The 22,954-nt window shown below is 73.4% G+C and carries 21 protein-coding genes and 2 pseudogenes; 17 read left to right on the plus strand and 6 right to left on the minus strand.

The features are described from left to right. Positions 1 to 12 precede the first annotated feature (12 nt). From DJ476_RS14435 to DJ476_RS14445, 3 genes are read left to right on the plus strand one after another with little or no spacing between them, the layout of a single operon-like run. Positions 13 to 492, plus strand: coding sequence for a hypothetical protein (locus DJ476_RS14435; protein ID WP_029395806.1), 480 nt, complete (start codon positions 13 to 15; stop codon positions 490 to 492). 56 nt (positions 493 to 548) lie between these two features. Then, positions 549 to 1,328, plus strand: a complete 780-nt coding sequence (locus tag DJ476_RS14440; protein ID WP_112490702.1) for a futalosine hydrolase — start codon at positions 549 to 551, stop codon at positions 1,326 to 1,328. Beyond that, on the plus strand, positions 1,318 to 2,208 hold the full coding sequence (locus tag DJ476_RS14445; protein WP_103419012.1) for a 1,4-dihydroxy-6-naphthoate synthase: 891 nt from the start codon (positions 1,318 to 1,320) through the stop codon (positions 2,206 to 2,208). The genes DJ476_RS14440 and DJ476_RS14445 overlap by 11 nt, the downstream gene beginning before the upstream one ends. A gap of 11 nt (positions 2,209 to 2,219) precedes the next feature. On the opposite strand, the gene DJ476_RS14450 is transcribed toward DJ476_RS14445, so the two are convergent. Then, entirely contained in the window at positions 2,220 to 2,603 is a 384-nt protein-coding gene (locus DJ476_RS14450) for a cold-shock protein (RefSeq protein WP_006126557.1), read from the minus strand. 179 nt (positions 2,604 to 2,782) lie between these two features. Here DJ476_RS14450 and DJ476_RS14455 point away from each other — a divergent pair, with 179 nt between their 5' ends. Beyond that, positions 2,783 to 3,022: a hypothetical protein gene (locus tag DJ476_RS14455; RefSeq protein ID WP_103419011.1), complete on the plus strand. Its 240-nt coding sequence runs from the start codon at positions 2,783 to 2,785 to the stop codon at positions 3,020 to 3,022. A gap of 88 nt (positions 3,023 to 3,110) precedes the next feature. After that, entirely contained in the window at positions 3,111 to 3,428 is a 318-nt protein-coding gene (locus DJ476_RS14460) for a hypothetical protein (protein WP_103419010.1), read from the plus strand. Between the two features lie 63 nt (positions 3,429 to 3,491). Here DJ476_RS14460 and DJ476_RS14465 read toward each other — a convergent pair whose 3' ends face one another. Beyond that, on the minus strand, positions 3,492 to 4,178 hold the full coding sequence (locus tag DJ476_RS14465; RefSeq protein ID WP_208853501.1) for an HAD family hydrolase: 687 nt from the start codon (positions 4,176 to 4,178) through the stop codon (positions 3,492 to 3,494). A 249-nt stretch (positions 4,179 to 4,427) separates the two neighbouring features. Here DJ476_RS14465 and DJ476_RS14470 point away from each other — a divergent pair, with 249 nt between their 5' ends. From DJ476_RS14470 to DJ476_RS14485, 4 genes are read left to right on the plus strand one after another with little or no spacing between them, the layout of a single operon-like run. Further along, positions 4,428 to 5,486 (plus strand): FecCD family ABC transporter permease, encoded by a 1,059-nt coding sequence (locus DJ476_RS14470; RefSeq protein WP_103419009.1) that lies wholly within the window; start codon positions 4,428 to 4,430, stop codon positions 5,484 to 5,486. After that, complete coding sequence (locus DJ476_RS14475; protein ID WP_103419008.1) at positions 5,483 to 6,559, plus strand: FecCD family ABC transporter permease; 1,077 nt, start codon at positions 5,483 to 5,485, stop codon at positions 6,557 to 6,559. The genes DJ476_RS14470 and DJ476_RS14475 overlap by 4 nt, the downstream gene beginning before the upstream one ends. Next, positions 6,556 to 7,542, plus strand: coding sequence for an ABC transporter ATP-binding protein (locus DJ476_RS14480; protein WP_103419007.1), 987 nt, complete (start codon positions 6,556 to 6,558; stop codon positions 7,540 to 7,542). The genes DJ476_RS14475 and DJ476_RS14480 overlap by 4 nt, the downstream gene beginning before the upstream one ends. A 3-nt stretch (positions 7,543 to 7,545) precedes the next feature. Next, on the plus strand, positions 7,546 to 8,538 hold the full coding sequence (locus tag DJ476_RS14485; protein ID WP_112490703.1) for an ABC transporter substrate-binding protein: 993 nt from the start codon (positions 7,546 to 7,548) through the stop codon (positions 8,536 to 8,538). A gap of 34 nt (positions 8,539 to 8,572) precedes the next feature. Here DJ476_RS14485 and DJ476_RS14490 read toward each other — a convergent pair whose 3' ends face one another. Further along, complete coding sequence (locus DJ476_RS14490) at positions 8,573 to 9,916, minus strand: hypothetical protein (protein ID WP_112490704.1); 1,344 nt, start codon at positions 9,914 to 9,916, stop codon at positions 8,573 to 8,575. A gap of 64 nt (positions 9,917 to 9,980) precedes the next feature. Between DJ476_RS14490 and DJ476_RS14495 the strand changes: the two are divergent. Beyond that, positions 9,981 to 12,457 (plus strand): annotated as a pseudogene (locus DJ476_RS14495) (helicase C-terminal domain-containing protein). 55 nt (positions 12,458 to 12,512) lie between these two features. Next, a complete protein-coding gene (locus DJ476_RS14500; protein WP_112490705.1) occupies positions 12,513 to 13,265 on the plus strand; it encodes a YqjF family protein in 753 nt (250 codons plus the stop codon). A 7-nt stretch (positions 13,266 to 13,272) separates the two neighbouring features. Here the strand turns inward: DJ476_RS14500 and DJ476_RS14505 are convergent, their stop codons facing one another. Next, the gene (locus DJ476_RS14505; RefSeq protein WP_241565600.1) at positions 13,273 to 13,725 is read right to left on the minus strand and encodes an SRPBCC family protein; all 453 of its coding nucleotides are present in this window, start codon (positions 13,723 to 13,725) and stop codon (positions 13,273 to 13,275) included. Between the two features lie 90 nt (positions 13,726 to 13,815). On the opposite strand from DJ476_RS14505, the gene DJ476_RS14510 reads away from it, so the two are divergent. From DJ476_RS14510 to DJ476_RS36055, 4 genes and pseudogenes are all read left to right on the plus strand, one after another. After that, positions 13,816 to 14,370 (plus strand): MarR family winged helix-turn-helix transcriptional regulator, encoded by a 555-nt coding sequence (locus DJ476_RS14510; protein WP_103419000.1) that lies wholly within the window; start codon positions 13,816 to 13,818, stop codon positions 14,368 to 14,370. Positions 14,371 to 14,527: 157 nt separating this feature from the next. After that, positions 14,528 to 16,168: a DNA repair helicase XPB gene (locus DJ476_RS14515; RefSeq protein WP_112490706.1), complete on the plus strand. Its 1,641-nt coding sequence runs from the start codon at positions 14,528 to 14,530 to the stop codon at positions 16,166 to 16,168. Between the two features lie 90 nt (positions 16,169 to 16,258). Next, a pseudogene (locus DJ476_RS36245) lies at positions 16,259 to 16,654 on the plus strand (peptidase C39 family protein); the annotation flags it as partial. Continuing rightward, complete coding sequence (locus DJ476_RS36055) at positions 16,648 to 16,776, plus strand: peptidase C39 family protein (protein ID WP_404827604.1); 129 nt, start codon at positions 16,648 to 16,650, stop codon at positions 16,774 to 16,776. The pseudogene DJ476_RS36245 and the gene DJ476_RS36055, both read left to right, overlap by 7 nt. Positions 16,777 to 16,895: 119 nt before the next feature. Here the strand turns inward: DJ476_RS36055 and DJ476_RS14525 are convergent, their stop codons facing one another. Continuing rightward, on the minus strand, positions 16,896 to 17,087 hold the full coding sequence (locus DJ476_RS14525; RefSeq protein WP_019765833.1) for a hypothetical protein: 192 nt from the start codon (positions 17,085 to 17,087) through the stop codon (positions 16,896 to 16,898). Between the two features lie 355 nt (positions 17,088 to 17,442). Here DJ476_RS14525 and DJ476_RS14530 point away from each other — a divergent pair, with 355 nt between their 5' ends. Then, the gene (locus tag DJ476_RS14530; protein WP_112490707.1) at positions 17,443 to 19,602 is read left to right on the plus strand and encodes a HelD family protein; all 2,160 of its coding nucleotides are present in this window, start codon (positions 17,443 to 17,445) and stop codon (positions 19,600 to 19,602) included. Between the two features lie 58 nt (positions 19,603 to 19,660). Here DJ476_RS14530 and DJ476_RS14535 read toward each other — a convergent pair whose 3' ends face one another. Beyond that, positions 19,661 to 20,350 carry a copper homeostasis protein CutC gene (locus DJ476_RS14535; RefSeq protein ID WP_070199468.1) on the minus strand — a complete coding sequence of 230 codons (690 nt, stop codon included), beginning with the start codon at positions 20,348 to 20,350 and terminating at the stop codon, positions 19,661 to 19,663. A gap of 281 nt (positions 20,351 to 20,631) precedes the next feature. On the opposite strand from DJ476_RS14535, the gene DJ476_RS14540 reads away from it, so the two are divergent. Beyond that, on the plus strand, positions 20,632 to 22,950 hold the full coding sequence (locus DJ476_RS14540; protein WP_112490708.1) for a heavy metal translocating P-type ATPase: 2,319 nt from the start codon (positions 20,632 to 20,634) through the stop codon (positions 22,948 to 22,950). Positions 22,951 to 22,954 lie beyond the last annotated feature (4 nt).

Consider the following 22,954-nt stretch of genomic DNA (forward strand, 5'->3'; position numbering starts at 1 on the left):
AGCCTTCGGCCCATGACCGTTGCGTTCTTCTCCGGTAAGGGCCGTCGAATCGGCGTCGCTCTTGGTGCCGTGTCCGCGGGACTCCTCGTCCTCTCCGCCTGCGACAAGCCGACGCCGCTCGCCACCGTGACGGTCGGCACGACGTCGGTGAACTCCGAGGCTGCCTGCTACAACGACGGTGACGCGATCAAGGAGTCGCTGATCCAGGGCTGCCTGAACAAGAAGGCCGACAAGGTCGTCGAGGTCGCCATGGACGACAAGGTCCGCTTCGGCGTCGACCCCGAGATCGCCGAGCGCGGCTGGACGCTCTTCATCAACGGCCAGCAGGCCGAGCAGGAGCCGTTCAAGAAGACCTACCGGACGATCCCCGGCAGCGCCTTCTTCGCCAGCCAGACGGGCGAGCCCACCACCAAGACCAACGTCTCCATCGTGGAGACCAACGGCAGCAAGCTCACCGGCATCTGGCAGTTCGAGCTGAAGAAGAAGTCCTGACCCTTCGCCGTCCCGTTCCCCCGCCCCTGCCCTCCCAAGGCTTCGAGGCTCTCCCTGTGCGTGTGCTGGTCGTGACCGCTGTCCCGGTGGAACGGGACGCGGTCACGCGCGCGTTCGGGGGCGGTACGGGCGGCTCCGGGAGCGGTACGGAGGTTTCCGGGGGCGATACGGAGGTTTCCGGGGCCGGTACGGAGATCCTCACCCTGCTGCCCGGGGCCGAGCTGCACCGCACGGGCGCGTTCGACGTCCTGGCGGGCGGGGTCGGCCCGGCGGCGGCCGCTGCGTCCACCGCCTTCGCCCTGGCCGCCGCCGCTGCGGAGTCGGCCAGCCCGTCCCCGTACGGACTCGTCGTCTCGGCCGGGATCGGCGGCGGCTTCGCCCCGGCCGCCCCGCTCGGCTCGCTGGTCGTGGCGAGCGCCGTCGTGGCGGCCGATCTGGGCGCCGAGACCCCGGAGGGCTTCGCGCCCGTCACCGCGCTCGGCTTCGGCCGCGACCGCTTCACCCCGCCGCCCGCGCTCGTACGGGAGGTGGCGTCGGCCACCGGCGCCGCCGCCGGCCCCGTCCTCACCGTCTCCACCGTGACCGGCACCGCGGAACGCGCCGCCGCCCTGCGCGCCGCGCACCCCGGGGCGCTGGCCGAGGCGATGGAGGGGTTCGGGGTGGCGGAGGCCGCCGAGCGGGCCGGGGTGCCCGTCCTGGAGCTGCGGGCGGTCTCCAACGCCGTCGGCCCCCGCGACCGGGCCGCCTGGCGCATCGGGGACGCGCTGGCGGCGCTCACGGAGGCGTTCGGGAAGACGGCACCCGTACTGGAAGGTTGGCACCGGCATGACCACTGACGCACACCCGGGCCCGGCCGAGCGCCCGGCCGGGGCCCCGATCGAGATCGCCTTCTCGCCCTGCCCCAACGACACCTTCGTCTTCGACGCCTGGGCCCACGGCCGCATCCCCGGCGCGCCCGCGCTCGATGTGACCTTCGCGGACATCGACATCACCAACGGCATGGCCGAGCGCGGCGAGCTGGACGTCCTGAAGGTGTCGTACGCGGTCCTGCCCTGGGTCCTGGAGGAGTACGCGCTCCTGCCCTGCGGCGGGGCGCTGGGCCGGGGGTGCGGGCCGCTGGTCCTCACCAAGGAGCTGGGCCTCGACCTGGCGGGCCGGACGGTCGCGGTGCCGAGCGAGCGCTCGACGGCGTACCTGCTCTTCCGGCTCTGGGCGGCGGAGATGGTGCCGGACGGGGTCGGCGAGGTCGTCGTCATGCCGTTCGACGAGATCATGCCGGCCGTGCGGGACGGCAAGGTGGACGCTGGTCTCGTCATCCACGAGGCCCGCTTCACGTACCGGAACTACGGGCTCCACAACCTGGCCGACATGGGGCGCCACTGGGAGGACACCACCGGCCTGCCCATCCCCCTCGGCGCGATCATCGCCAGGCGCTCCCTGGGCGAGGAGACCCTGCGCCGCCTCGCGGACACCATCCGCAGCTCGGTCCGGCTGGCCTGGGACCACCCGGAGGCCTCCCGCCCGTACGTCCGGGAGCACGCCCAGGAGATGGACCCGGCCGTCGCGGAGCAGCACATCGGGCTGTACGTGAACGAGTTCACCGCCGACCTCGGGGAGGACGGCTACGCGGCGGTCCGGGGCCTGCTCACCCGCGCGGCGGCCGAGGGACTCGTCCCGCCCCTCGGCCCGGACGCGCTGGCGTTCCCCACGCCCTGAAGGTCCGGCGGCTACACGTCCAGCTGGTCCGCGACCGCCCGCAGCAGGCCCGCGATCTTGGCGCCCGCGGCCTTGTCCGGGTAGCGGCCGCGCTCCAGCTGGGGCGTGATGTTCTCCAGGACCGTCGTCAGGTCCTGCACGATCGACGCCAGCTCGTCCGGCTTGCGGCGCTGGGCGGCCGCGACGGACGGGGTGGGGTCGAGGACCACCACGGACAGGGCCTGGTCACCGCGCTGGCCCGCGACCACGCCGAACTCCACACGCTGGCCGGGCTTGAGGGCGTCGACCCCGGCAGGGAGTACCGACGAGTGCACGAAGACGTCACCGCCGTCGTCGCGGGAGAGAAAGCCGAAGCCCTTCTCGCTGTTGAACCACTTCACCTTGCCGGTGGGCACGTCTGTCCCCGTCCTCGTACTCGTCAATGAGCGGAAGAGCCGGTCCTTCGGGAGGACAACGGCTCCGGATAGCAGTACAGCGGGTCACCGAGACCCGCCCGGACCAAGGCTAATGGCCCTGCGGCCGGTGACAAGACGTCGCCGGAGTGTTCCTCCGGGCTGGGAACTACCCTGGTGGCGTGACCACTACTCCTTCAGGCGCCGGCGACCGTCTCGTTCAGGTCGGCGCGATCGTCTTTTTCATCGGTGCGCTGGCCACTCTGGTCACCGTCGCGCCGCTCTTCCTCGGTACGGAGCCGTTCCCCCCGATCGCGTACGGGGTCTGCATGTTCATGGGCGTCGGCTTCCTGATCGCCGGGGCGGGCGTCGTCCGCTCGGTCTGGCTCTCCTCGCCCAAGCGGGCCGCGGGCCGGACCTGACGGCTCCCCGTCGGTTCCTCGTCGCCCGCCCGCCGTCTCCCGGATCTTTTCGGCCGGATCACGCCGGTCACCGCCTAGGCTCGGCCGGGTGAAACACGCAGGGAACGCCCTTCCGTCCGATCCGCCCCGCTCCGCGACCTGTGAGGTCCCGGGCCGGGCGGCGGCGCACGTCGACGACCTCCTCGTACAGATCGCGCACGGCAGCCGGGACGCGCTCGGGCAGCTCTACGACCTGCTCGCCCCGCTCCTGCTGGAGCTGCTGCGGTCCCGGCTGCCGGAGGGCGCGGACGCCCGGTCCGCCCTCGTCGACGGGTTCAGCAGGGTCTGGCGGCAGGCACCGTCGTACGAGACCGGGCCGCACGGCCTGGACTGGGTGATCGAGCGGGTGACCCGGCAGGAGCGGTAACGGCGACTCTGGCCGTGGCTGTGCTGTAGCTGTAGCTGTGACCGTGGCTGTGCTGTAGCTGCCTCAGGTTGCCGCGCGGGTCGCCTCGAACTCGCGCAGCCAGACCGGGAACTCCGTCAGCCCCGTCAGCACCGCGTCCGCGCCCGCCGCCCGCAGCTCCTCCGCGCCGCAGGGGCCCGTCGTCACGGCGACCGACACCGCCCCGGCGGCCCGCGCCCCGCGGACGTCCCCGACGTGGTCGCCCACGTACACCTGCGCCCCGTACTCGCGCAGCGCCTCGCCCTTGGCCTCCGCCCAGAGCCAGCCGATCACCGCGTCCGGCTCGATCCCGAGGTGGGCCAGGTGCAGCTTCGCGTTCGGCTCGTACTTGGCCGTGACGACGATCGCCCGGCCGCCGAGCGCCCGCACCGCCGCCACGGACTCCCGCGCCCCGGCGAGGGCCGTGGACGGGGCTATCGCGTGGTCGACGTACAGCTCCCGGTAGCGGTCGGCAACGGCCGCCACCCGGTCCGCCGGGAACCAGTGCGCCAGCTCGTCCTCCAGCGGCGGGCCGATCCGGCTCACCACCAGGGCGTCGTCGATGTGCACGCCCGTCTCGGCGGCCAGGGCCCGGTAGGTGGCGGCGATGCCGGGGCGGGAGTCGATGAGCGTCATGTCGAGGTCGAAGCCGACGGTGAGGGGGCCGGCGGGCGGGACCGTGGGCGAGGTGGTGGACGGGACCGGGAGGGGGCTCGAAGCCGTGGAAGCCATGCGGACCATTGTGCGGGGCGGTGTACGGGCGGGTGGGTACGGGCCGCCGGACGGCCGTGGGGCCGCCGGTCCTGCTTTGGGCACCCGCCCCGGTCTCCGGCGAGAACCCGCCACCTAGACTGAGGCCCGAACTTAGCCAAGCCTTAGTAACTTTCCCGCGCGCCCTCCCCGTACCGACTCCCGTGCCAACCCCTCGTACCGACTCCCCGTACCAACTCCTCGTACCGAGCACCCTCCCGATTGGTTCCGATGTCCGCGTCAGCGCCCGCCTCCGCGCCGGCCACCGCTCCGGCCGGCACGCCCCGCGCCCCCCGCCGCCTCTCCCGACGCGCGGCGGCGACCGCCGCGGCCGTCGTGGCGCTGCTGCTGGCCGTCCTGCTGAGCCTGGCGGTCGGGGCGCGCTCCATCCCGCCGGGCGAGGTGGTCGACGCGCTGCTGCACGGCGGGACCTCCGACGCGGCCGAGGTGATCCGCACGATGCGGGTGCCCCGCACGCTCATCGGGCTGATGGTCGGCGCGGCGCTGGCCCTCGCGGGCACGGTGCTCCAGGGGATCACCCGTAACCCCATCGCGGACCCCGGCATCCTCGGTATCAGCCAGGGGGCGTCGGTGGCGGTGGTGCTGGCGATCGCGTTCGCGGGGGTGCACACGCTGAGCGGGTACGTCTGGTTCGCCTTCGCGGGGGCCGCCGTCGCCTCGGTCGCGGTGTACGCCATCGCCTCCAGCGGGCGCGGCGGGGCGACCCCCGTGAAGCTCGCGCTCGGCGGGGCGGCGATCAACGCGCTGCTGGTCTCGGTGACGATGGGGGTCCTCACGACGAAGGCGTCGGCGCTGGACGAGTTCCGCTTCTGGCAGGTCGGCTCGGTCGCCGGGCGGGAGGCGGACGTCGTCCAGCAGGTGTGGCCGTTCCTGCTCATCGGTACCGTCCTCGTGCTCTCGGTCGCCCGTGGTCTGGACGCGCTGGCGCTCGGGGAGGACGTGGCGAAGGGGCTCGGGCAGAACGTCGCGGCGGTCCGGATCACCGGCGGGATCGGGGCGACCGTGCTGACCGGGGTCGGGGTGGCCGCGGCCGGGCCGATCGCGTTCATCGGGCTCGCCGTCCCGCACATCGCCCGCGCGGTCGTCGGCAACGACCACCGCTGGGTGCTGCCCATGGCCGCGCTGCTCGGGCCGGTGATGCTGCTCGTCTCGGACGTCGTCGGCCGGATCGTGTTCCCGCCGAGCGAGGTTCCGGCGGGTGTGATGACGGCCCTCATCGGGGTGCCGTTCCTGGTCGCCCTCGTACGCCGGAAGGCGGTGCCGGCATGAGCGAGTCGTCAACGGCCGTACGGGTCCGGCCCGCCGGGTACTCCGTCGTGAAGGCCGGTCCGCGCGGCCGGTTCCTGCTCCACCGGCGGGCGTCCGTCGTGGCGGCGGGCCTCGTCGTCCTCCTGGCCGCCGTCTGTGTCGCGTACCTCTGTGTCGGGGAGAGCTTCGTCGCGCCCGGCGAGGTCGTGAAGGTGGTCCTGGGCCAGCCGTCCTCCGCCGAGCTGGTCGTCGGCACGCTCCGGCTGCCCCGGATGACGGTCGGGCTGCTGGTGGGCGCGGCCTTCGGGATCGCCGGGGCGCTGATCCAGACGGTGGCCCGCAATCCGCTGGCCAGCCCCGACATCATCGGCATCAGCCAGGGCGCGAGCGCGCTCACGGTCGGCGCGATGACCTTCGGCATCACCTCGTACGCCGTCCTCCCCTACCTCTCCGTCGTCGGCGGCATCGCGGCCGCCGCCCTCGTCTACGTCTTCGCCTGGCGCGGCGGCCTGCACGCCACCCGCTTCGTCCTCATCGGCATCGGCTTCGCCATCGCGCTGCGGTCGGTGACCACGCTGTTCCTGACCAAGGGCGACTACCTGGTCGCTCAGCAGGCGCAGATCTGGATGACCGGTTCGCTGAACGGGCGCGGCTGGTCGGAGGCCGCCCCGCTCGCCTGGACGCTGCTCCTCCTGCTGCCCGCCGTCGCGTGGGCGGCCCGCGCGCAGCGCACCGTGACGATGGACGACGACACCGCGACCGCGCTGGGCGTGCGCCTGGGGCGCGTACGGCTCGGACTCGTCGCGCTCGGGGTGGTCCTGGCCTCCGTGGCGACGGGCACGGCGGGGCCGGTGGACTTCGTGGCGCTGCTCGCCCCGCAGATCGCCCGCCGGATGACCCGTACGGCACAGATCCCGCTGGTCTCCTCGGCGCTGCTGGGCGCGGTGATCGTCGTCCTGGGCGATCTGCTCGCCCGCAGGCTGTTCTCGCCCACCGAACTGCCGGTGGGCGTCCTCACGGCGGCGGTCGGCGCCCCGTATCTGATCTGGCTGATCATCCGCGGCCACCGTAGCCGCAGTGGAGGCACCGCATGAGCCCGAGCCCGACGACCGGAGCCGCTCAGCACGGGAGCAGGCTCTCCGCCCGCGCCCTGACCCTCGCGTACGAGGACCGCACCGTCGTCCACGAGCTGGACCTCGCCGTGCCCGACGGGCAGGTCACCGTGATCGTCGGCCCCAATGCCTGCGGCAAGTCCACCACCCTGCGGGCGCTCGGCCGGCTGCTCAAGCCGCGCGGCGGGGCGGTCCTGCTGGACGGTACGGAGCTGGCGCGGATACCGACCAAGCGCATCGCGCAGTCCATCGGGCTGCTCCCGCAGACGCCGGTGGCGCCCGAGGCGATCACCGTCTCCGACCTCGTGGCCCGGGGCCGCCAGCCGCACCAGAGCTGGTGGCAGCAGTGGTCGGACGCGGACGAGCGGGCGGTGGCCGGGGCCATGGCCCGTACGGATGTGACGGCGCTGGCCGACCGGCCGGTGGACGAGCTGTCGGGCGGGCAGCGCCAGCGGGTGTGGATCGCGATGGCGCTCGCCCAGGAGACGGACCTGCTGCTGCTCGACGAGCCGACGACCTATCTGGACATCGCGCACCAGGTGGAAGTCCTGGACCTGGTACGCCAGTTGGCGTCCCCTGCCGCCGACGGCAGCCGGGGCCGTACCGTCGTCACCGTGCTGCACGACCTCAACCAGGCGGCCCGGTACGCCGACCACCTGGTCGCCATGAAGGAGGGCCGGATCGTCGCGGAGGGCCGGCCGGGGGACATCGTCACGGCCGGCCTCGTGCGCGAGGTGTTCGGCCTGGAGGCGGTGGTCGTCCCGGACCCGGTGACGGGCTCGCCACTCGTCGTCCCGGGCGCGCCGTGGAGCCCGCCGCCCGGACCCGCTTCTCCGTCCGCTGCTTCTGATTCCGCCTCCGCTTCTGATTCCGCTTCCGCCTCGGCCTTCTCCTCTCCCGCTTCCTCGGCATCCACTTCCGCCTCAGCCTCAGCCTCCGACCCGACTCCCGGAAAGGCCCTCTGAACGATGACCCTCCAGCACCGCTCCCGTACCCTCGCCGCCGCGTCCCTGACCGTGGCCGCCGCGCTGACCCTGTCCGCGTGCGGCTTCTCGTCCGACTCGGGCTCCGCGTCCGGCTCCTCCGGCTCCGACGACGCCGCCGCCGGGGCTGTCCGTACGGTGAAGACGGCCATGGGCGACGTGCAGGTCCCGGCCGCCCCGCAGCGGGTCGTCGTCCTGGACTCCGCCGAACTCGACTCGGTCCTCACCCTCGGTGTGAAGCCGGTCGGCGCGACCCACGCGGACGTGCAGTCGGGGTTCCTGAACTACCTGCCGAAGGACCAGGTCGCGGGGATCACGGACGTCGGCCAGATGATGACCCCGAACCTGGAGGCCATCGCCGGGCTGAAGCCGGACCTCATCCTCACCAGCAAGATCCGGCACGGCGACAAGTACGCCGAACTCTCCAAGATCGCGCCGACCGTGATGACGGAGAACACCGGCTACCCCTGGAAGGAGAACTTCCAGACCCACGCGGAGGCCCTCAACAAGACGGCCGAGGCGAAGATGGTCACCGACGACTACGCCCGGCACGTGGCCGACGTGACGAAGGCGCTCGGCGGCAAGGAGAAGGCGGCGGCGACCGAGGTCAACATGGTCCGGTTCGTCGAGGGCGCCGACATCCGCATCTACGGCAAGAAGAACTACGTCGCCACGATCCTCGCCGACGTGGGCCTCGGCCGCCCGGCCGTCACGGACAAGGCGGCGGACGGGTTCAGTTACGACGTCAGCCCCGAGAAGATCGACCTGGCGGACGCGGACGTGATCTTCCACTCGACGTACGGCGACCCGAAGAAGTCCAAGGAGACGCAGACCACCGGCAGCGGCCTGTGGAAGAACATGGACGCGGTCAAGAACGGCAAGGTCTTCGCGGTCGACGACCAGCTGTGGATCCAGGGCATCGGCTACACGGCGGCCGACAAGATCCTCAGCGAGCTGCAGACCAACCTGACGAAGTAACCGCCGGGGTTCTTCGGGGTAGTTGCCGGGACCCTCAGGCCCGCCTCCGCGACCGCCACACCAGGTAGAGCGCGGAGGCGACGGCGGCGACGCGGACGACCACGGGCCAGGCGCCGGTCAGCACCTCGCGCAGGGCCCCCTCCTCGATGGGCTCGCCCCAGCGCCCGTCCAGCCGCCCCCACACCCAGACCAGCGCCCCGGCGACGACGACGCCGGGCAGCCCCAGGGCCGCCCACTTCGCCTCCGTACGGGAGAGGGTCCGCGAGCCGTACGCGATGAGCCAGCCGCCCGCCAGCGGGATCCAGGACCCGGTGACCACCCCGGCGATCAGCAGCAGGGCGGCCAGGAGCAGCAGGGGGTGGGCGAACCCGCCGCGGGGAGCGGCGGCGACGGCCGCGGGTTCCGCGACGGGGGCGGGAGCGGGCTTGCGGCGGCGGGGCCTGGGGATGGGGATGCGGAGGGCGCGGCGGGGGGCCGCTTCGCCGCTGTCGTCGCCGTCGTCGCTGTCGTCTTCGGTGCCGGGTTCGCCGTCGTCCTTCTTGCCCGCTTCCTTGTCCTCATGGTCGGCGGGCTCGGCCGGGCGCCTGCCGAGCAGTTCCGGGGCCTCGATGCCGCCGAAGAAGCCGGGGATGGCGGTTCCCGCGTCGAAGGGCCCGGGCTCCAGGCGCCACCAGTCGGCGTCCCCGTCACCGGTGTTCCGCTGGTCGGGGCCGAGGACGTGCGGGGCGGAGGGGTGGGGCCAGGGGGTGGCAGGGGGTTCGTCGGGGGCCTGAGCGCTGTCGGGGCCGGGGGACTTGGTGAGGTCCGTACGGGGATGGTCGGCGGCGGGCGGGGCGGGGGTGACGGGCGGGGCCGGCGGCGGGGCGCTCCGGCCGGATCCGGCTCGCGGACCGGCTGGCGTACCGCCCCGTGGACCGGCCTGCGGACCGGCCTGCGAACCGCCCCACGGTCCGGCCTTCGCGGCGGGATCGGGGAGGGATCCTGTGCCCGCCGGCGTGTCCGGCCCCTCCGACGCGTTCGACGCCTCCGACGCCTTCGCCCCCTTGCGGAGGAACCCGATCCGGGGCAGGGGAACGGCCGCCCCGAACCCCGTACGCGCCTCCGCACCCGATCCCGTACGGGCCGAAGGCAACGACACCTCCCCGTCGCCCGACTCCGCCGCCGCGCCGACCAGTTCGTCCGGGGTGCCGAGCCTGCCGATGATGCGGCGTACGGCCGCCGGGGTGTCGGCGCCCTCCGTGGCGCGCTGCCGGTCGATCTCGCTCCGGAGCGTCGAGACGAGCCGCATCCGGGCGCCCGACGACAGCTGGTGCTGCTGGGCCAGGTCGCCGACGCGGCTCAGGTAGTCGTAGACGAGCTGGTCGCTCTCGATCCCCACGCGGTTGCATCCCCTCTTGCGGCCCTGCCCCGACGGTAGCGTTTCAGCGGCTAACGTGGGACGGATGGGGACGACCACACCACCGCGCACGCTCGCCGAAGCCCTGCGCGCCCGGGGCGACGAATCGCTGGCCGGGCTGCTGCGTGCCCGCCCCGACCTCCTCAACCCGGTGCCGAACGACATCACGCAGCTCGCCACCCGGGCCGGAACCAGGGCCTCCGTGGTCCGCGCGCTGGAGCATCTGGACCGGTTCGCGCTGCAGACCGCCGAGGCGCTGGCGGTGGCCCCGGACCCGGCCCCGTACGACACGCTGCTCTCGCTCCTCACCGGCGACGGGCTCGACGACGGCGAGCAGCGCGACGACGCGGGGGCGGCGGTCACCGCCGCGCTGCCGGGCGCGCTGGCGACGCTGCGGGAACAGGCCCTGGTCTGGGGCGAGGACGACCGGCTGCGGCTGGTGCGGACGGCCCGCGAGCTGCTGGCCCCGTCCCCGCAGCACCCCTCCCCCACGGGCCTGGGGCCCACGGTCGCGGAGGCGACGGCCGGGATGTCGCCGGGCCGTCTCCAGGAGATCCTGGCGGCGACGGGCCTGTCGGCCACGCACGACCCGGTCTCGGCGGTGGCGGCGCTGTCCGCCCTGTTCACCGACCGGACGCGGATGGCGGAGCTGCTGGACACGGCCCCGGTGGAGGCGCTGTCGGTGCTGGACCGGCTGGTGTGGGGCCCGCCGTACGGAGAGGTCACGCCGAATCCGACGCCGCCCGTGAAGTGGCTGCGGGACCGGGGTCTGTTGCTGCCGGTGTCGACGCGGACGGTGGTGCTGCCGCGCGAGGCGGCGCTGCACCTGCGCGCCGGCCGCGCCCACCGCGTACCGGAACCGGTGCCCCCGGTCGTCACGGCAGCCGCCGAACGCGATCCACAGGCTGTGGACAGGGCGGCGGCGGGCCAGGCGTTCACCGCCCTGGCGACGGTCGAGGAGCTGCTGAAGCTCTGGAACGGCGGCGGCCCGCCGATCCTGCGCGCGGGCGGGCTGAGCGTACGGGAGCTGAAACGTACGGCCACCGCGCTGGACACCACGGAGCCGGTCACCGCGTTCTGGCTCGAACTGGCCTACGGGGCAGGGTTGCTGGCCTCCGACGGAGAGACGGACGAGCGGTACGCGCCGACGCCCGCGTACGACGAGTGGCTGGACCTCTCCGCCCAGGACCGCTGGACGCACCTGGCCACCGCCTGGCTCCCGGCCACCCGGGTCCCGGGCCTGGTCGGCGGCCAGGACGCCAAGGGCCGGGCCCTGTCCGCGCTGGGCCCAGAGCTGGACCGCTCGGCCGCGCCGGGCGTACGGGCCAGGACGCTCGCCCTGCTCGCCGCGCTCGCCCCGGGCACGGCACCGGACCCGGAGGCGCTGCTGCAACGGCTGCGCTGGGAGCGCCCGTTGCGGGGTGCGGCGCCCACGGCGGAGGGCACGGACCTCCGCTCGCGCCTGGTGCTCTGGACGCTGAACGAGGCGGAGCTGCTGGGCATCACGGGCCGGGGCGCGCTGGCGACCCATGCCCGCGCCCTGCTGAACGAGGACGAGGGCGCGGAGGCGGCGGCTCGCCTCCTGGCCCCGCTCCTCCCCGAACCCCTGGACCACGTGCTGCTCCAGGCGGACCTGACGGCGGTGGCGCCGGGCCCCCTGGAACGCCCGCTGGCGGAGACCTTGTCGGTCCTCGCGGACGTGGAATCGAAGGGCGGCGCGACCGTCTACCGCTTCACGCCCGGTTCGGTCCGCCGCGCGCTGGACGCCGGGCAGGCGGCGTCGGACCTGCACGCGTTCCTGGCGGCGCACAGCCGTACGCCGGTGCCGCAGCCGCTGAGCTATCTGATCGACGACGTGGCCCGCCGCCACGGCCACCTGCGGATCGGGGCGGCGTCCGCGTACGTACGCTGCGACGACGAGGCGGTCCTCAACGAGATCCTGGCCGACCGCCGCTCGACGGGCCTGCGCCTGCGCCGCCTCGCCCCCACGGTCCTGGCCTCCCAGGCCGATCCCGGCTCCCTCCTCGAAGCGCTCCGCGAGATGGGGTACGCCCCCGCCGCCGAATCCGCCGAGGGCGACGTCCTGATCACCCGCGCAGGCGCCCGCCGCACCCCGCCCCGCACCCCTCCGGCCCCGGTCCCCGAAGGCCCCCGACCCCCGACGCCACCCTCCTGGGCGCGGCGGTCCGGGCCATCCGCGCGGGCGACACGGCCGCCACGGTCCCCCGCAAGGACCCGACGGCCGGCCCCCCGGGCACCCCTGAATCCCGCCCCTCAGGCACCCTCCCCCGCACCACCTCCGCCGAGACCCTCGCCACGGTCCAGGCCGCCGCGATGACCGGCTCCTCCCTCTGGATCGGCTACGTCACCGCCGAGGGCTCCGCCAGCCAGCGCGTCATCGCCCCGGTCCGCGTGGAGGGCGGCTTCGTCACGGCCTACGACCACACGGCCGACGAGGTCCGCACCTACCCGCTGCACCGGATCACGGGGGTGGCGGAGCTGGCGGAGGAGGGGGAGGGGTAGGGGTAGGGGCGGCCGCACCTCGTCGGCAGGCGGGCCCGTCTGCGATGCTGCGGCCATGTCCTCTTCCGACCCGAACCCCGAGCCCGTCTCGCCCGAGCCGCCCGCCGCGCCCATGCGGCCGCTGCTCACGCAGTCCTGGCTGGATCTGGCGTTCCTGCACTGGGCGGTCGACCCGGAGGCCGTGGCGCCGCTGTTGCCGCGGGGCACCGTGCCCGACACCTTCGACGGAACGACGACGTACGTGGGGCTCGTGGCGTTCCGGATGCACCGGGTCGGGGTGCTCGGGCTGCCGGGGGTGCCGTATCTGGGGTCCTTTCCGGAGACCAACGTCCGGCTGTACTCGGTGGACGGGCGCGGGCGGCGGGCCGTGGTCTTCCGGTCGCTCGACGCCTCGCGGCTGATTCCCGTGCTCGTGGGGCGGGCCGCGGTCCGGTTGCCGTACGTGTGGGCGCGGATGGGGGTCGAGCGGGCCGGGGACACCCTCACGTACACGAGTACGCGGCGGTGGCCCGGGCCCCGGGGGGCGCGGAGCCGGATCGTGCTGCGGGCGGGGGACGTGATCGGGGAACCGACTCCCCTGGAGCACTTCCTGACTGCCCGTTGGGCCCTGCACACCTCGCTCCTCGGGCGGACCGCCTATCTGCCCAACGTCCACCCCCGGTGGCCCCTGCACCGGGCGGAGCTGCTGGAGTGCGACGAGGACCTGGTGGTGGCGGGAGGGCTGCCCGCGCCGGTCGGGGAGCCGGTGAGCGTGCTGTACTCGCCCGGCGTCCCCGTGCGGTTCGGGCCGCAGCGGCGCGGGCGCTGAGACCGGCTCAGCGGCTCTGCCAGGAACGTTCCAGCAGGTGCTTGACCCGGCGGAGGTCCCCTCGCTCCGTGCGCGTGATCACCGCCGCGATCACCGGGCGCAGGAGGCGGTCGCTCCCCGTCAGGGTCACGCGCTTGACGACGTCCACCCGGCAGGACGCCTCGCCCGTCGCGGTCACCGCGCGGCTGCCGTCCGCCGTCGCACCCTCCGCCACCCGCCAGGCGAAGGAGTGGCCCTCGCGGACGTCCGCGACCTCGACCACGCTCTCCACCACCCGGCCCAGCACGCGCAGGGTCTCCTCCACCCGGGCCCCGTCGCGCACCGGGCCCGGCGGGGTCTGGGCCATCTTCTCGAGGCCGGAGCGCCACTCCAGGTCATTGGCGTAGACGTGGAGGAAATCCCATACGAACCCGGCGGGGGCCTGCACGACGGCCGAGGAACGCACAGCTATGGGCTTCATCAGAGAGCGCCTTTCCGAGCACCTTGCACCTGCGCGACGTAGTTAACCAGTTGACCATATACCGGTTAGCGACTGCGCTACCATCGCCGCATGGCCGATCGACACGGGGCTCCCCCCGACTTCGCCGACATCGCCGTCGCCCACTGGGAGCGCGAGCGGCCCGATCTCGACTTCACCGCCATGGGCACGCTCGCCCGCTTCGCCCGTCTCCACATCGCCGGGAGCCGCCGGGTGGAGGCGGTCTTCGCCGCGTACGGTCTGGACCGCGGGGAGTTCGACGTCCTGGCCAGCCTCCGCCGTACGGGCGCTCCGCACGAGATGCCGCCCTCGCAGCTCGCGGAGATCCTCCTCATCACCCGCGCCGGGATGACCAAGCGCGTGGACCGCCTGGAGGCGCGCGGTCTCGTCAGTCGGCGTGCCGATCCCGAGGACCGCCGCAGCCTGCGGATCGGCCTCACGCCCGAGGGGTTCGCCCTCGTCGACGCCGCCGTCACCGAGCACGCCGCCAACGAGAACCGTCTCCTCGGGCTGCTCACCGAGGACGAGGCGCGCGCCTTCGACGCGACCCTGCGCAAGCTGCTGGCCGCCGTCGAAGGGCACCCGCCGCAGCCGGAGCAGCTGAAGCAGTTGGAGCAGCCGGGGTGAGCCGAGAGGCCCGGGGGAGAGAGATCACAGCCGGGCGAAAGGGCGGCAAGGTAGAATCTTCTGTTCGCGTGAGCGTCCGACGACGACCGAACGTCCGACGTAGCCGGCAGTGCGCACCCCGGCTCCCCACGGGACCTTCCCACTTCCGGAGGTACATGTGTCCTGCCTGATCGTCCAGAGCGACAAGACGCTCCTTCTGGAGGTCGACCACGAGCTGGCCGAGGCCTGCCGCCGGGCCATCGCCCCCTTCGCGGAGCTGGAGCGTGCGCCCGAGCACATCCACACCTACCGGGTCACCCCGCTCGGCCTCTGGAACGCCCGCGCCGCCGGGCACGACGCCGAGCAGGTCGTCGACGCGCTCGTCGAGTACTCCCGCTACCCCGTGCCGCACGCGCTCCTGGTCGACATCGCGGAGACCATGGCCCGCTACGGGCGGCTCACCCTCTCCAAACACCCCGTGCACGGGCTCGTCCTCACCACCACCGACCGGCCCGTGCTGGAGGAGATCCTGCGGTCGAAGAAGGTGCAGCCGCTCGTCGGCGCCCGGATCGACCCGGACACCGTGGCCGTGCACCCCTCCGAGCGCGGGCAGGTCAAGCAGACCCTGCTCAAGCTCGGATGGCCGGCTGAAGACCTTGCGGGGTACGTGGACGGCGAGGCCCACCCCATCGAGCTGGCCGAGGACGGCTGGGCCCTGCGGCCCTACCAGAAGCAGGCCGTGGAGGGGTTCTGGCACGGTGGGTCGGGGGTGGTCGTGCTCCCCTGCGGGGCGGGCAAGACCCTGGTCGGAGCCGGTGCCATGGCAGAGGCCAAGGCCACCACGCTCATCCTCGTCACCAACACCGTCTCCGCCCGCCAGTGGAAGCACGAGCTGGTGAAGCGGACCTCGCTCACCGAGGACGAGATCGGGGAGTACAGCGGGACGAAGAAGGAGATCCGGCCGGTCACCATCGCCACCTACCAGGTGCTGACCACGCGCAGGAAGGGCATCTACCCGCACCTGGAGCTGTTCGACTCCCGCGACTGGGGGCTCGTCGTCTACGACGAGGTCCATCTGCTGCCCGCCCCCGTCTTCAAGTTCACCGCCGACCTCCAGGCCCGGCGGCGGCTCGGGCTCACCGCCACCCTCGTACGGGAGGACGGGCGGGAGTCCGACGTCTTCTCGCTCATCGGGCCCAAGCGGTTCGACGCCCCGTGGAAGGAGATCGAGGCGCAGGGCTACATCGCGCCCGCCGACTGCGTGGAGGTACGGGTCAACCTCACCGACTCCGAACGGCTCGCGTACGCCACCGCCGAGGCGGAGGAGAAGTACCGGTTCTGCGCCACCACCGCCACCAAGCGGAAGGTGACCGAGGCGCTCGTACGGAAGCACCGGGGCGAGCAGACCCTCGTCATCGGGCAGTACATCGACCAGCTCGACGAGCTGGGGGAACACCTGGACGCCCCCGTCATCAAGGGCGAGACCAGCAACGCCCAGCGCGAGAAGCTCTTCGACGCGTTCCGGAACGGGGAGATCAGCGTCCTCGTCGTCTCCAAGGTCGCCAACTTCTCCATCGACCTGCCGGAGGCGACCGTCGCCATCCAGGTCTCCGGGACCTTCGGGTCGCGCCAGGAGGAGGCCCAGCGGCTGGGGCGGGTGCTGCGGCCGAAGGCCGACGGGCACGAGGCGCGGTTCTACTCGGTCGTCGCCCGCGACACCATCGACCAGGACTTCGCGGCGCACCGCCAGCGGTTCCTGGCCGAGCAGGGGTACGCGTACCGCATCGTCGACGCGGACGAGCTGCTGGCGGAGAGCTAGACAGAGCCGGACCTGGATACAGTCGGCCCATGTCCCCTCGCACCTCCGACGTCACCGCCGCTGCCGGCGTCGACGTCACCGGCGTTCGGCACCGCGTACGTGAAGATCGTCGACGCCGTGGGGGACGTACCGGCGGCGGCCGGAGCGGTCGTCTCGTACGCGGGTGAGCAGGGGCTCGTCCAGGTCACCTGGGAGGGCTGGACGGTGAGCGCCGAGGACGCGGTGGCCTCCGGGTTCGCTCCGCTGCGGCCTCCCCTCACGCGGGAGGGGCCGGGAGCGGGCGGGCCCGGGGCCGGGTATGTGCGGTGGCTGGTCGCGGAGGACGTGGCCGAGCCCGCGTACTACCGGCAGAGCACCAGCTTCACCTGCGCGGCCGTCACGGCCCTGGTCGCCCGGGCCCAAGCGGGCGCGGAGCGCTGGGAATCCCTCGACCGTGCGGCGGAGCTGACGCTCTGGCGGGACGCGACCAACTTCCCCGCGTGCGAGCGGCGGCGGGAGAGAGCTGGGTGGACGCCCATCTGCTGCCCGTGCCGGACGCGTCGCTCGACGCGATGTCCCTGCTCGGGGAGGACCGCGTGCGCGGCGCCGTACTCATCGGGCCCGGCTGAGGAACGGGAGGCCGGGGGGCGGGGGCCAGATCCGGAGAACCGGGGGCTGGTGGCAGGTGGCAGGTGGCAGGTGGCAGGTGGCAGGGTCGTAACGAAGGGCTTCGGGCCGGGGCGGAGGGTCAGCGGCCGCGGCGGACGACGCCCGCCTCCTCCGCGTACTCCCCCAGGACGACGACGCCGAAGGCCGCCGTCACGAAGACCTTGAGCGCGCGGACCGCGTCACCGACGCGGTGGGGTCGGTGGTGACCGGAGACCGCGGTCGCGCCGTGCGCGGGGCCGGTCCTGCGGGGGTTCAGGGTGGCTGTACTCATGCATCCATGGTGCTCCCGTCACCCGTTCGGACGCGTCGGCCCGCAGACGGAACCCGTACGCCGGGCTCGTAGCCCTCCGGTACCGCTCGGGCCGCACGCATCCCCTACGGGTATCCCTGGCCTCTCCCCCTCCGGGAGCACCGGAATCCGTTTCGCCCCGGCCCGGACCTGTGGCTACAATCGCCGGTCTGCCCGCCTCCCGCGCCGTGTCCACGGCCCCGGGAGCGCCGCCGACCGGACGGAAACCGGCCGACACCTACGCGATCGAACCTTCCGAGCGGACCGTCCTGCTCCGGCTCCCGCCGGCACCGACGAACGGTCCGCCGTCCTGCGTTGAAGAGCCGGAGGCAACACCGTGCCCGCGCACGTAGCAGAGAGCGATTCCACCCCCGATCCGACCGGAACCCCCGACTCCACGAGCATCACCAGCACCACCGGCACCACCCCCGATCCGAGCGGTCCCACGGACCCCACCGACCCCCTCGCCCACGAGCGCGCCCATCTCGCCGCGTCCCGGGCCGCCCTGCGGGCGATGCGCGAGGACGTCCAGGCGCTCGACATCAGCGATGTCACCGCGAACTGGGTCAACGCCGCCGTCCTCCAGTCCCAGATCGACGACCGCATCAAGGCGCTCGCCGATCTCTCCCACACCCCCCTGTTCTTCGGCCGCCTCGACTATCTGCACGCCGTCGGCGGCGAACTGGCCGAGGGCGCGGAGGGCGAGCGGTTCTACATCGGGCGCCGGCACGTCCACGACGCCGCCGGGGACCCGATGGTCATCGACTGGCGCGCACCGGTCTCCCAGCCGTACTACCAGGCGTCCCCGAAGGACCCCCAGGACGTCGGGCTCCGCCGCCGCTTCGGGTACACCGCCGGCGAGCTGACCGCGTACGAGGACGAGCACCTCACCGACCCCGCCGAGATCGCGCACACCAGCCGGCTCCTCCAGGCGGAGATCGAGCGGCCCCGTGTCGGCCCGATGCGCGACATCGTCGCCACCATCCAGCCCGAGCAGGACGAGATCGTCCGCAGCGGCCTCGGCGGGACCGTCTGCGTGCAGGGCGGCCCCGGCACCGGGAAGACCGCCGTCGGCCTGCACCGGGTGGCCTTCCTGCTGTACGCGCACCGCGAGCGGCTGGCCCGTACCGGCACGCTCGTCATCGGGCCGAACCGGTCCTTCCTCCACTACATCGAGCAGGTCCTGCCCGCCCTCGGTGAGCTGGAGGTCAAGCAGGCCACGGTCGACGACCTGGTGACGGCGGGGGTGGAGGTGCGCGGCACGGACGACGCGGCCGCCGCCGTCGTCAAGGGCGACGCCCGCATGGCCGAGGTGCTGCGCCGGGCGATCCGCTCGCATGTGACCCGGCCGACCGAGCCCGTCGTGGTCGTGCGCGGGTCGCGGCGCTGGCGGGTGCCCGCGTACGAGATCGAGGAGATGGTCGACGAGCTGCTCGCCCGGGACATGCGGTACGGCTCCGCCCACGAGGCGCTGCCGCAGCGGATCGCGCACGCCGTTCTCGTACGGATGGAGGAGGCGGGCGAGGCGCCGGACGACCGGGTGCAGAACACCGTGGCCCGCAACCCGGCGGTGAAGGCGGCCGTCAAGGCGATCTGGCCCGCCGTCGACCCGGAGAAGCTGGTGCTGCGGCTGCTGGCCGACCCGGAGTTCCTGGCCGCCCACGCGGAGGGACTGCTCAGCGAGGACGAGCAGAAGCTGATCCTCTGGGCGAAGCCCGCCCGGAGCGTGCGGTCGGCCAGGTGGTCGGCGGCGGACGCGGTGCTCATCGACGAGGCCCGGGACCTGGTGGCCCGTACGCACTCGCTCGGTCATGTCGTGCTCGACGAGGCGCAGGACCTCTCCCCCATGCAGTACCGGGCGGTGGGGCGGCGCTGCTCGACCGGGTCGGCCACCGTACTCGGGGACCTCGCGCAGGGAACGACGCCGTGGTCCACGGAGAGCTGGGACGAGGCCCTGTTCCACCTGGGCAAGGCGGACGCGGTGGTGGAGGAGCTGACGGCGGGCTTCCGCGTGCCGCGCGAGGTGATCGCGTACGCCTCCCGGCTGCTGCCCGCGATCTCGCCGGGTCTCGCGGCGGTGGAGTCGGTGCGGGAGTCCCCGGGGTCCCTGGTCGTACGGGAGGTGCCGTCGGCCGAGGAGTTGGACGCGGGCGTCGTCGGCGCCTGCGAGGAGTCGCTGCGCCACGAGGGGTCCATCGGGCTGATCGCCGCCGACGCCCGGATCCCGGCGCTGGGCGCGGCGCTGGAGGCGGCGGGGCACGCGTACCTCTCGCCCGGCGAGGAGACGACCGCCGAGTCCCGGCTGACGCTGGTGCCCGCGTCGCTGGCGAAGGGGCTGGAGTACGACTACGTGGTGCTGGACGAGCCGGCGGCCGTGGTGGACGGCGAACCGGACGAGCGGACCGGGCTGCGGCGGCTGTACGTCGCGCTGACCCGTGCGGTGTCGGGGCTGACCGTGGTGCACGCGGCGGCGCTGCCGGAGGCGCTGGAGCAGTAGGAGGTACGGGATACGGCGGGGGCGGGGCCCGTGCGGCGCCCGCCCCATGCCTGCGGGCTCAGGCGTCGAGCGCCTCGCGCCACTCCCGTACCGCCGCTGCGTCCACCGGTGCCGACCAGCCGGAGGGGCGGGCCGCCCCGCCGATGTGGAAGGCGTCGATGCCCGCCGCCCGCAGCTGGGGCAGGTGGTGGAGCTGGAGGCCGCCGCCCACCAGGATCTGCGCCTCGTACCCGGGCTCCTGGGTACGGGCGGCCTCCTCCAGGAGCGTCGGGATGCCCGCGTCCACGCCGTCCGGCGAACCCGCCGTGAGGAACGTGTCCAGGCCGGGCAGGTCCGCGAGCTGCTTGCGCACGGCGTCGCGGTCGGCGGCCCGGTCGATCGCGCGGTGGAACGTCCACCGGCAGCCGTCCAGCTCGGCCACGATCCGCTCGACCGCCACCAGGTCGGCATGGCCGTCCTCGTCGAGGAAGCCGAGGACGAACTCGTCGGCGCCCGCCGCCCGCATCTCGCGGGCCTTGCCGATCAGCACGTCGATGTCACCGGCGGCGAACCCGTCGGCCACCCTGAGCATGACGCGCAGCGGGATGTCCACGGCGGACCGGATCGCCGCGAAGGTCTCCCGTGACGGCGTCAGGCCGTCCGCCGCCATGTCGGTGACCAGTTCGAGGCGGTCTGCACCACCCGCCTGGGCGGCGACCGCGTCCTCCGCGTCGAGAGCGATCACCTCCAGGACTGCACGGTTGCTCATGGGTCCCCATTCCTCAGATATACGCGGCTATAGGTCTAGTCCAATGACCAGCCTACGGGGCGGCCGAGTGGCCGCGCAGCCCTCCATCTGAACGCATGATCGCGGAGTTGCGCGACCCGGCCCGGCAGGCGCCCTCCGGCGCGCCTTGCGCTTCATAGGGGTGGGGGGTATACATGGGGAGAGGAAGAGATACCCCCTAGGGGTATTAGGGAGCCGGAGACCGGAGGTCGGAAGACCTCGGAGACCCGGGCACCCCCAGGGACCGTACCGAGGAGGACCCCATGACCACCCGTTCCGCCACCGCCACCCCCTCCGACACCTCCCGCGGTTCCGCCTCCGCCCCTGGCTCCGCCTCCGTCGAGCTGGCCATCGGCGGCATGACCTGCGCCTCCTGCGCGGCCCGGATCGAGAAGAAGCTCAACCGGATGGACGGCGTGGAGGCGACCGTCAACTACGCCACCGAGAAGGCCAAGGTGACGTACCGGGACGACGACGTCTCCGTACAGGATCTGATCTCCACCGTCGAGGCCACCGGCTACACCGCACAGCCACCGCCGCCCCCGGAGACGAGGCAGGGCACCCCGGGCACGGACGAGGCGGAGTCCGAACCCGACGACGGGCTCACCGCCCTGCGCCAGCGCCTGATCACCTCGCTCGTCCTCTCCGTTCCCGTCATCGCGATGGCAATGATCCCGGCCCTCCAGTTCGACAACTGGCAGTGGCTCTCCCTGACCCTCGCCGCCCCCGTCGTCGTCTACGCGGGCTGGCCCTTCCACCGTGCCGCCTGGACCAACCTCAAGCACGGCGCGGCGACGATGGACACGCTGATCTCGGTCGGCACGTCGGCCGCCTTCCTCTGGTCGGTGTGGGCGCTGTTCTTCGGTACGGCGGGCATGACCGGGATGACCCACCCGTTCGAGCTGACCATCGCGCGTACGGACGGCGCCGGGAACATCTACCTCGAAGCCGCCGCCGGGGTGACCGCCTTCATCCTCGCCGGGCGCTGGTTCGAGGCCCGCTCCAAGCGGAAGGCCGGGGCCGCGCTCCGGGCCCTGATGGAGCTGGGCGCGAAGGAGGTCACGCTGCTGCGGGACGGCCGCGAGGTGACCGTGCCGACCGCTGAACTCCAGGTCGGGGACCGGTTCGTGGTCCGGCCCGGGGAGAAGATCGCCACCGACGGCACGGTCATCGAGGGCACTTCCGCTGTGGACGCCTCGATGCTGACGGGTGAGTCCGTGCCGGTGGAGGTCGCCGCCGGAGACACCGTGACCGGCGCGACGATCAACGCCGGCGGCCGCCTCGTCGTCGAAGCCACCCGCATCGGCTCCGACACCCAACTCGCCCGCATGGCCCGCCTGGTGGAGGATGCACAGAACGGCAAGGCCGCAGCCCAACGCCTCGCCGACCGCATCTCCGCCGTCTTCGTCCCCATCGTCATCGCGCTGGCGCTGGGCACCCTCGGCTTCTGGCTCGGCAGCGGCGCCGGACTCACCGCCGCCTTCACCGCAGCCGTCGCCGTCCTCATCATCGCCTGCCCCTGCGCCCTGGGGCTGGCGACCCCGACCGCCCTCATGGTCGGCACCGGCCGGGGCGCCCAGCTCGGCATCCTCATCAAGGGCCCCGAAGTCCTCGAAACCACCCGCCGCGTCGACACCATCGTCCTCGACAAAACCGGCACCGTCACCACCGGCAAGATGACCCTGCTCGACATCCACACCGCCGAGGGGAGCGACGAGAACGACGTCCTGCGACTGGCCGGAGCCATCGAGCACTCCTCCGAACACCCCATCGCCCAGGCCGTCGCAGCAGGAGCCGTCGAGAGGCTGGGCGGGGCCGCCCTCCCCACCCCGGAAAGCTTCGCCAACGTCCCCGGACTCGGCGTCCAGGGCGTGGTGGACGGCCACGCCCTCCTCGTCGGCCGGGAGAAGCTGCTGGCCGAGTGGGTGATCCGGCTGCCGGAGAGCCTGGCCCGCGCCAAGGCCGAGGCCGAGAGCGCCGGGCGGACCGCGATCACGGTCGCCTGGGACGGCGAGGCGCGGGCGGTCCTGGAGGTCGCGGACGCGGTGAAGGAGACCAGCGCCGAGGCCATCGAGCGGCTGCGCGCCCTCGGGCTCACCCCGATCCTCCTCACCGGCGACAACCGGGCCGTCGCGGAGGCGGTCGCCGCCGAGGTCGGCATCGACGCGGAGCAGGTGTACGCGGAGGTCATGCCCGAGGACAAGGTCGACGTCGTCAAGCGCCTCCAGGCGGAGGGCCGGAGCGTCGCCATGGTCGGTGACGGGGTCAACGACGCCGCCGCCCTCGCCCAGGCCGACCTGGGCCTGGCCATGGGCACGGGGACGGACGCCGCGATCGAGGCCGGTGACCTCACCCTCGTACGGGGAGACCTGCGGGCCGCCGCCGACGCCATCCGGCTCGCGCGCCGCACCCTCTCCACGATCCGGACGAACCTGTTCTGGGCCTTCGCCTACAACGTCGGCGCACTGCCGCTGGCAGCGGCGGGGCTGCTCAACCCGATGATCGCCGGGGCCGCGATGGCGTTCTCGTCCGTGTTCGTGGTCGGCAACTCGCTGCGGCTGCGCGGCTTCAAGGGGGCGTGAACAG

Source organism: Streptomyces bacillaris (genome assembly GCF_003268675.1).
Classification (GTDB): Bacteria; Actinomycetota; Actinomycetes; order Streptomycetales; family Streptomycetaceae; genus Streptomyces; species Streptomyces bacillaris.